The 7,998-nt window shown below is 60.6% G+C and carries 7 protein-coding genes; 1 reads left to right on the top strand and 6 read right to left on the bottom strand.

All coding sequences use genetic code 11. The features are described 5' to 3' along the window. The first annotated feature begins 758 nt into the window (after positions 1-758). Positions 759-1,103, top strand: coding sequence for a hypothetical protein (locus tag VH599_15100; protein HEY7349641.1), 345 nt, complete (start codon positions 759-761; stop codon positions 1,101-1,103). 269 nt (positions 1,104-1,372) lie between these two features. Here the strand turns inward: VH599_15100 and VH599_15095 are convergent, their stop codons facing one another. From VH599_15095 to VH599_15070, 6 genes are all read right to left on the bottom strand, one after another. Next, positions 1,373-2,233, bottom strand: coding sequence for an ABC transporter permease subunit (locus tag VH599_15095; protein HEY7349640.1), 861 nt, complete (start codon positions 2,231-2,233; stop codon positions 1,373-1,375). After that, positions 2,230-3,198 (bottom strand): ABC transporter ATP-binding protein, encoded by a 969-nt coding sequence (locus VH599_15090; protein HEY7349639.1) that lies wholly within the window; start codon positions 3,196-3,198, stop codon positions 2,230-2,232. Before VH599_15090 ends, VH599_15095 begins: the two co-directional genes overlap by 4 nt. Positions 3,199-3,265: 67 nt before the next feature. Then, positions 3,266-4,918: an ABC transporter permease subunit gene (locus VH599_15085; protein ID HEY7349638.1), complete on the bottom strand. Its 1,653-nt coding sequence runs from the start codon at positions 4,916-4,918 to the stop codon at positions 3,266-3,268. Next, positions 4,905-5,837, bottom strand: a complete 933-nt coding sequence (locus tag VH599_15080) for an ABC transporter ATP-binding protein (GenBank protein ID HEY7349637.1) — start codon at positions 5,835-5,837, stop codon at positions 4,905-4,907. The genes VH599_15085 and VH599_15080 overlap by 14 nt, the downstream gene beginning before the upstream one ends. A gap of 18 nt (positions 5,838-5,855) precedes the next feature. Beyond that, positions 5,856-6,587 carry a TetR/AcrR family transcriptional regulator gene (locus VH599_15075; protein ID HEY7349636.1) on the bottom strand — a complete coding sequence of 244 codons (732 nt, stop codon included), beginning with the start codon at positions 6,585-6,587 and terminating at the stop codon, positions 5,856-5,858. Positions 6,588-6,739: 152 nt separating this feature from the next. Continuing rightward, the gene (locus VH599_15070; GenBank protein HEY7349635.1) at positions 6,740-7,201 is read right to left on the bottom strand and encodes a DUF3592 domain-containing protein; all 462 of its coding nucleotides are present in this window, start codon (positions 7,199-7,201) and stop codon (positions 6,740-6,742) included. Between the last annotated feature and the right edge of the window lie 797 nt (positions 7,202-7,998).

The raw sequence follows: 7,998 nt of genomic DNA, 5'->3' as shown, positions 1-7,998 counted from the left end.
GGGGCGAACGCTTGCAAGCGTTCGCCCCTCTCTGCCTGTCTGTAATACCAGATACGCTTGAGGAGGAGCGTTTTACTTGTAGCGCCGCCTTCCAGGCGGCTCAACGCTGGTCTGCTGGGAGGTTGGCCTGGAGGGCGAACGCTCGCCCTGGCGCAGCGGTGGCCGCCGAGACGGCGGCGCTACGCAGGCGGCGTTTTTCATGTTAGAGCAGCGTTCGCACTGGCGCATCGTCTCGCCGCCAGGGACGGCGGCGCTACAAGCGGATAGCCGCTGCTCTGCACATACAGGCAGGAAGCGGCCTGATACGGTTTCTGGCATGGATAAGATAGAGGTACTGTGTACTTGATAATTCTACATATTTCAGATACAATCTCAGTAAGATATTTGTTCATAAGAGTGAGGGCCAGCGGAGCATGCCAACACTGAAACGTTTACGAGAAGAAGCGGCGTTGTCACAAATTGAACTAGGCCGCGTATGTGGTGTGAGCAGTCATACTATCTGGAGATGGGAGCAGGCTCTTTCACGCCCCAGCCCTGAGCATCGGAGAAAATTATCTGAGATTTTTGGAAAGACACCGAAGGAGGTGCTAGAGGCTATAGATACGACAGCGGAGCAAGCCAAAAAACAGGCCGCCGCCTAGAAAGCGACCAGGCAGCGGCAAAGTACCAGCCACAGGAACCGTCAAGAACCCACGCGCCGGTATGGCTATTGTAGCCTATGGCGCGTGGGCATGGCAAGTTGGAAAGGAGCCATGCTCATGTCGTCCACCACAACGTTTGATTTCACCCTGCGCTACCAGCGCACGCCTGGCGCGAAGTATCATATGCGCCCGCTGTCGCTCTTGCAGCAAGAGATACTTTATCGCTGCGATGGCAAGGCCACCGTGGCTGATCTGGCCGATGCCACGCTGCATACCCATCCTGAGATACGCACTGTGCTGAGTTTCCTCACGCGGCATGGCCTGGTCAAGGCACTACTTCCTGAACCCTGGTTGTTTGGACTCGTTGCCCCTGCGCCCGTTTGGCGCTGTAAGACCGCAGAACTGCCCTCTTTGCACCCGCCAGCATGGGTCTGGCGCTTGCTGGGTAGGGTGAGGCGATAGAGCGTATTGAACGGAGGAAAGAGACGATGCGCAAGCAGTACAAGCAAAAGCGACACTCCTGCGCCCTGTGTAAACCTCATAAGATGGGCTGGGAGGGCCGCTGGAAGGCAAAGGAAGCGGCCAGGCTTAGAGAATTTGAGCGCGCAAAAGCACGCGGGTTCAAGGAGTAGGCTGGCGAGAAGAAAAGTTATTTGCGGCGCCGCGTCTTCCGGCCAGCGATTGGTGGGAAGACGCAGCGCCGCTCCCTTGCCTCTGGCTGACGAATACTGCTAGGGGGTGATGTCGCGGCGCTGGAAGAGGACCAGGCCAGCCAGGCCAGCGATCAGCCCGGCAGCGACCAGGATGAGCAGCTTCCAGGGGTCGTTCCACTGCTCCAGGTTGATGACCTGGGCGCTCGGCCCATAATAATAGGGGCTGAGGTATTTGAGGAACGAGAGCGTGTCGCCAGCGGTGCCGAATGTCTGGCAGAGATAGCCGAAGACGATGATCATCGTAGCGATGCCTCCGGCGGCGCGCCCGGCGCTCATGATCGCGCTCATCAGCAAGCCGATGCCAGCCACGCAGAAGAAGACGGCAGCAATATCAACGTGCGCCAGCAAGAACCAGTTCCAGTGAATGATCGCGCCGCCAAAGATCACGGTATCCAGCCAGGCGGTGAAGAGCGACACGCCCATCATCAGCAGCGCGCCGATCAGCATGGCGGCCCATTTTTCCAGGTAGAGCCGGGTGCGGCTGATGGGCCGCGCCAGGGTAATATCAATGGAGCCATCTTCGATGTTGTGCGCGATGCTCGCGCCAGCGGTATAGGCCAGCACGCCGCCAAAGAGCAGCAGGAAGAAGGAGCCATACAGTTCCAGGGCCAGGTAGCTGGCAAAGAGCGGCACATTTTTGGAAACGCCTGTGCCGCCGACGATGGCCCCCAGGCTGCCCGTGAGATAGGTCTGGAGGTTCAGCGTCTTGAAGGCTGGCAGGAGCAGGCCCACCAGCAGGCCAATGAGCAAGATGTAGCCACAGGCCGCGCCAAACAATTGCTGGCTTTCGCGCAGCGTGGCGGCCAGGACCGGCAGGCCGCGCGCGCGGGGTCTGGCGCTGGTAGTCGCGGGAGCGAGCGCGGCAGATGAAGTGGTCATGACGGCTGACCCTCCTTTGTAACAGTTGGCGCGGCAGTTGGGGCGACAGGCTCGGCTGCGCCGGATTCATCGGCTGCGCCATCGGTGTAGAACTTCAAGAAGACTTCTTCCAGCGGCGCTTCCTCCACCTCAAGCCGCCGCACGCTGTGGCGCGCCAGCATTTTGATCACCGGGTCAATGCTTCCGGCGATCTTGAGATGGTACGCGCCGTTCTTCTGCTGCTCTACCGATTGGACGCTGGCGATGGCGCGCAATTCGGCTTCGGGCGCGCCGTCGGCAAACTCGACGATGACCACCTGCCCGGCGCGCTCGCGCAATCGTTCGATAGTTTCGACGGCCACCAGTTCGCCGCCGCGAATGACGCCCACGCGCTGGCAGGTCTTTTCCACGTCGCTGAGGATGTGTGAACTCATAAAGACGGTGCGCCCATGCTGCGCCTGCTCCAGCAAAAACTCGTTGAAGGTGCGCTGGCCCAGCGGGTCCAGGCCGCTGGCGGGTTCGTCCAGAATGAGCAGTTCGGGATCGCACATAAACGCCTGAAGAATGCCGACCATCTGGCGCATGCCCTTGGAGAAGCCCTTGAGCTTGCGATTGAGCGGGATCTCGAATCGCTCCAGCAGCTTTGGCAGCAGCACTGGTTCCAGACCGGCCATATGCGAGTAGCGATCCAGGAACTGTTTGGCGGTGAGATCGCCGGGCAGGCGCACGTCGCCAGGGAGATAGCCGATGCGCCGATGAATGGCGAGGCTGTTGCGGCGGGCGTCCAGGCCAAAGAGGCTGATCTCGCCCAGGGTGGGGCGAATCAGATCGAGCATGCAGCGGATGGTGGTGGTTTTGCCCGCGCCGTTGGGGCCAAGGAAGCCAAAGATTTCCCCCTGGTTCACGTGAAACGTGATGCCGCGCACGGCGCGCACAGGCGGTTTGCCCGTGTAGGTTTTGACGAGATGTGAGACTTCGATAACCACAGGTGTGGCCCTTTCATACAGAATCCACGCGCAGCGCCGCCGGGAAGGCGGCGCTGCGCACAGACGCTTAGTTAGCGATGTCCTTGCGCATAAAACGCACCGAGGCGAGCGCCAGCGCCGCGCCAGCGACGATCAGGACAATCAGCGTATCCCCCAGGGGCAGGCCATGCAGCAGGGGCGTGCCATAGTAGTAGAAGGCTGACAGCCGCAGCGCAGCATCCGGCCAGTTCAGCTCTGGACCAATGAAGCTGATGAAGAACCAGATCACCAGCAAGAAGCTCAAGAAGCCAGTTTCCAGCGCGGTACGCAGCCAGCCGGAGAAGAGATAGCCGATGGCGGCCACCAGCAGCCCCAGCGGAATGATCGAGAGCGTGGCGGCGGCCAGGTTGCCGCCATCGAGCGCCAGGCCAGAGGCCGCCGAAGCCAGCGCGGTGATCGCCAGCGTCAGCACGCCCATCAGCACCGTCGCGGTGGTGAGCGCGCCAAAGCGCGCCAGCAAGACGTTCAAGCGCGGCTGCGGCGTTGCCAGCACCAGTTCCTGGCGGCCATCCTCTTCGTCGGCGGTCCAACGGGTGGCCTGAGTGACGGCAAAGGCCATCAGCAGCAGCGGCAGGAGGGAGAAGATCGCGCTCAGGAGGGTGGCATTGAGGCCAATAGCGCCTCCGCCGATCCTGGTAATCAGGTCTTTGAGGAGCGATGGACCCTCGAAAAAGGAGGCGGACAGCTTCGACTCGATTTGTTTGACGGCTACAACCATCCATCCGGCAAATCCGGCGATGCCCAGCGTCCACCAGAAGGTGGGGACCGCGATCATCCGCAGGCTGCGGGCGTAGACGGAACGCAGCGACCAGGCGTTCACCGGCAGGGCGCGCTCAGGCCGCACAGGTCGCTCCGGCAGACGCAGGAAGCGGGGCAAGGCGACGGCGGCGCCAACATCGCGCCGGACAAAGAGGGCCAGCGCGGCTGCGTTGAGCAGGATGCACAGGGCCAGCAGGACCAGCAGCGCGCCGGGGTTGGCGCCGTAGCCGGGCGTTAAGGGCTTGCTCAGGTTGTAGTAATAGACCGGCGAGATGCGCGATACCCACTCGCTATCGGGAATGACGCGGTGGACCATATCCAGCACGATGAACACGAGCAGCACAGCGCCGGTCAAGCCTGCCGCTGTGCGGCGCTCCTGGGTGAACTGGGAGAGCAGCAGCGCGATGCCCCCGAAGACGCCGGAAATCAGGGCGAGATTGAGGCCATAGAGCAGCGCGTCGCCCAGGCTAAGGGCGGCGCTGGCGCTTTTGCCGCCCGCAAAGGCGATAAGTCCAATCAGCAGGCCCATCGCCAGCAGGGCTACCCACACTGCCGCCAGTTTTTCAAGCGCCACGCGGGCGCGCCCACGCGGCAGCGAGAGCAGGGCATCCAGGGAGCCGCGCTCCTCTTCGCCGCGCAGCATGCGGCTGCATGCCATGAGCGGCCAGACGACGATCAGCAAGATGGTGAGGCCAATCTTAAAGGTGGCGTAGCCGCCAGGGGTGTCAACCGCGATTGATTCGGCGTTCCAGGCGAAGGTGGGAGCGATGCTGACAAGCTCGGCTCGCGCTTCAGCCGTTGTCACTGCCGCCGGAAAATACGACAGGGTAGCGTACACCAGAAGGCCCATGCCCACGCCCCAGCCCAGGATAGCGATGCGATAGTCGCGCAGGGTTTTGAGAAAGACGCTAGTGAACCACATGGCTGGCCTCCTTGACGGCGGCGTGGCCGTCGCCCTGGTAGTAGCGCAGGAAGATGTCTTCGAGGCTGGGTTCGTGGCTGGTCAGGGTGACGACAGCATGCTGCGCCGCCGCTTTGATCACGGCATCCAGCGCGCCCTGAACGGCCAGGCGCAGCGTATATCCATCGGGCAGCGCCTCCACCTGCTCTACGCCCGCCAGCGCCTTGAATGCCCCGGCTGGCGCGGCATTGGCGAAGGTGATGATGACTTCGTGGCGCTTGATGTCTTTCAGTTCAGCGACGCCGCCGACGCGCACCAGCCGCCCTTCGCGGATGATCGCCACGCGGTTACACATTTGCTCCACTTCGGTCAGGATGTGTGAGGAGAGAAAGACGGTGCGCCCTTCGTCGCGCACTTCTTTGACCATCCGATCAAACTCCTGCTGGTTGAGCGGGTCCAGGCCGTTGGTTGGCTCGTCCAGTACCAGCAGGCGCGGGCGGTGCATAAATGCCTGGACAAGCCCGATCTTGCGCTTGTTGCCGCTGGAATACTGGCGGAACTTGCGGGTGGGGTCCAGGTCCAGCCGGGCGATAAGCTGCTTGAGATAGGCTTGATCAATGCCGCCGCGCAAATGCCCGAAATATTCGAGAATCTGCCCGCCGGTCAGGTTGGGGTCGAGCGAAAGCTCGCCGGGAAGATAGCCGATGAGCTTCTTGACCTCAACGGACTGCTGCCAGCAATCCAGCCCGCCAATGCGCGCTGTGCCTGCGTCGGCTCGCAGCAGCGCCATGAGCAGGCGGATGGTGGTCGTTTTGCCCGCGCCGTTGGGGCCAAGGAAGCCAAAGACTTCGCCTTCTTCCACCTGGAAGGAGACGTTGGTAATGCCACGTTTGCTGCCGTAGCTTTTGGTCAGACTTTCGACTTCGATGATCGCACTCATGTCGTGAATATCCTCCGCTTACTGCTGTTGATTTTCGACTTCTTTGACTTTTGCCCACCACGCGGTGGTGAATTGTTTGCCCACAGCGGTGTCGCTGGGGAGGCGTTCTGGTTCCAGCCAGCGGCGCAGCATGTCGCTGACTGCCTCGGTAAGCTGCTCCATTGCGGGCATCTGTTCCAGGCTGAGGAGGTCAGGTGTGTTGATGATGCCAATCTTCAGAGCGCCCGTCAGAAACGAGATGACAGGCACTGGAAGATCGGCGCGAATCAGCCCGGCCTGTTGAAGCTGGACAATATACGCCTCGTAATCGCCTACAAGCTGATGGATGGTCTCAGGAGAGAACACGCCTGCCAGCCCCTGGAAGACATCTGTCTGGCCTTTCATGATGGCTGCCATGAGCGGATTGGTGAGGGCAGCCATCATGCCGTGTGTCCACAGGCGATGAAATCGCCCACCCTCTGGATCGGCGGCAATCCGCCGCATCACCTCTACGCCCGCCTGCTGCTGCGCGCGCATGATAGTGGCGCGAAACAGTTCGTTTTTGTCTTTCCAGTGCAGGTAGATGGTGCCTTTGCCCACGCCTGCCTCGCGGGCCACGTCGTCAATGGTCGTTTTGCGATAGCCCCAGCGCACCAGCAGCACAGCGGCGGCGTCCAGAATGCGCTCCTCGCGCTGCTGGCGCTCGTCTGGCTGATAAAGCGGCGCTTTGCCGGGTGGAGTTTGATGGATGGTCTTGTGACTGGTTGCCATGAATGGTCTTGCCCTTCCAGAGTCTTTTCGTGACTGTATGACCAGATGACTCAAATAACTATTCTGGTCATATCGTAAGCTCTAAAATGGGAAAAGTCAAGAGTCAATTCTTCATGAAGCAGTTGGCAGGGGTGTCCTGGTTCAACGTGACCCTAGCGTCGCAAGAAGAAGCCGATGGTGGTTCCCACCCCTCCAATGAGGAGGAAGAGACCGCCCAACCCCAGCAGGAGCGTGGGTACAAACCAGAGGGTCAGAAAGCTCGCAATTCTGGCGTCCTGGGGATGGTCTGGATCATAGGCAATGGGCTGCTGCTGCCCAACCGCAAACCCGCTTGAGTTGACAGAATCGGTGAATGTGATCGTCTCTCCGCTGGCTGTCTTGAAGACGACCGTTGGCGTACATGCGGAAGAACTGCTTTTCGGGCGCGGGCACGAGACGATGGAGCCGGTAGCAGCGCCAGTGGCTCGACTGAGAAATTGCAGGGTATCAACGAGAAAGAAGAGGCCGACCCCTAGAGGAATCAGGCTGAGACCGAGGAAGATCGGCCCAACGATCTTTGCGGGGTTTCTCTTGCTCCTGGTGGATGTGTTTTGTTGTTGTGTGCGCCCTTGCATGTGCGGCTGACCTCCCTGGGGATACGGCGCCCGTTGCTGATACGGGCGCCTCGCTCATTTCCCCCAGTATACTCAGGAGGGCAAGCCATAATGCGCGGAAAGGCCATCTGGTGTGCAGGGACGGCGGCGGTAGGTAGAGAGCCGCTGGAGATGCCAGGCACAGTTTATGCGATAAGGGCGGCTCAGGCGAAGCGAACCTCTTCCCCTCACTTACGCCACTGCCGGGCAAGGCCATTTGGACCGCTGTGTATGGACTTGCCCGGTTGGTTTTTTAAGATGACTGGCATATGCTGGCTCATCCTTTTGCCCTCAGATATGCGCCTGACGCGCACTGCATTGACCCCATCTCCTTATCAGGGATGGGCGCTTGTTGCTGCATTGCCCTCTTGATCGTTATAAGGTTGAGCGCCAGGCTGCTCTCCAACTATGAATGCTTGCCAGCGGCTGCTTCTCGTGGTAAGCTCAGCAAGCGCCTGTAGCGTAGGACTCTCGTTTGCCGAGATAGGATTTCCAAAGCAAAGGGGATGTCTATGGATTTTAGCTCTTCCTCACATTAAGTAAGCCTGGCTGCTTATGCAAGGAGGAGGCGTTTCAAACCCCGAACGCATGTGGTAGCATAGCCGTATGCTGTGTTCTTCACGAAGCGATGGACAACCGAAGAGGTGACGCGCATGGCTGCTGCCCAGCATCCGTTGGGTCGGTGGCAACCCTGGCAGCCACAAGAGGTGGCGGCCTTCTTTGCCACCCTGCCCGTTCCGTGGTGGATCGCAGGCGGCTGGGCCATCGATCTCTTTTTG

It is taken from the genome of Ktedonobacterales bacterium (assembly GCA_036557285.1).
GTDB lineage: Bacteria > Chloroflexota > Ktedonobacteria > Ktedonobacterales > DATBGS01 > DATBHW01.
This window is presented reverse-complemented; position numbering and strand designations above follow the sequence as displayed.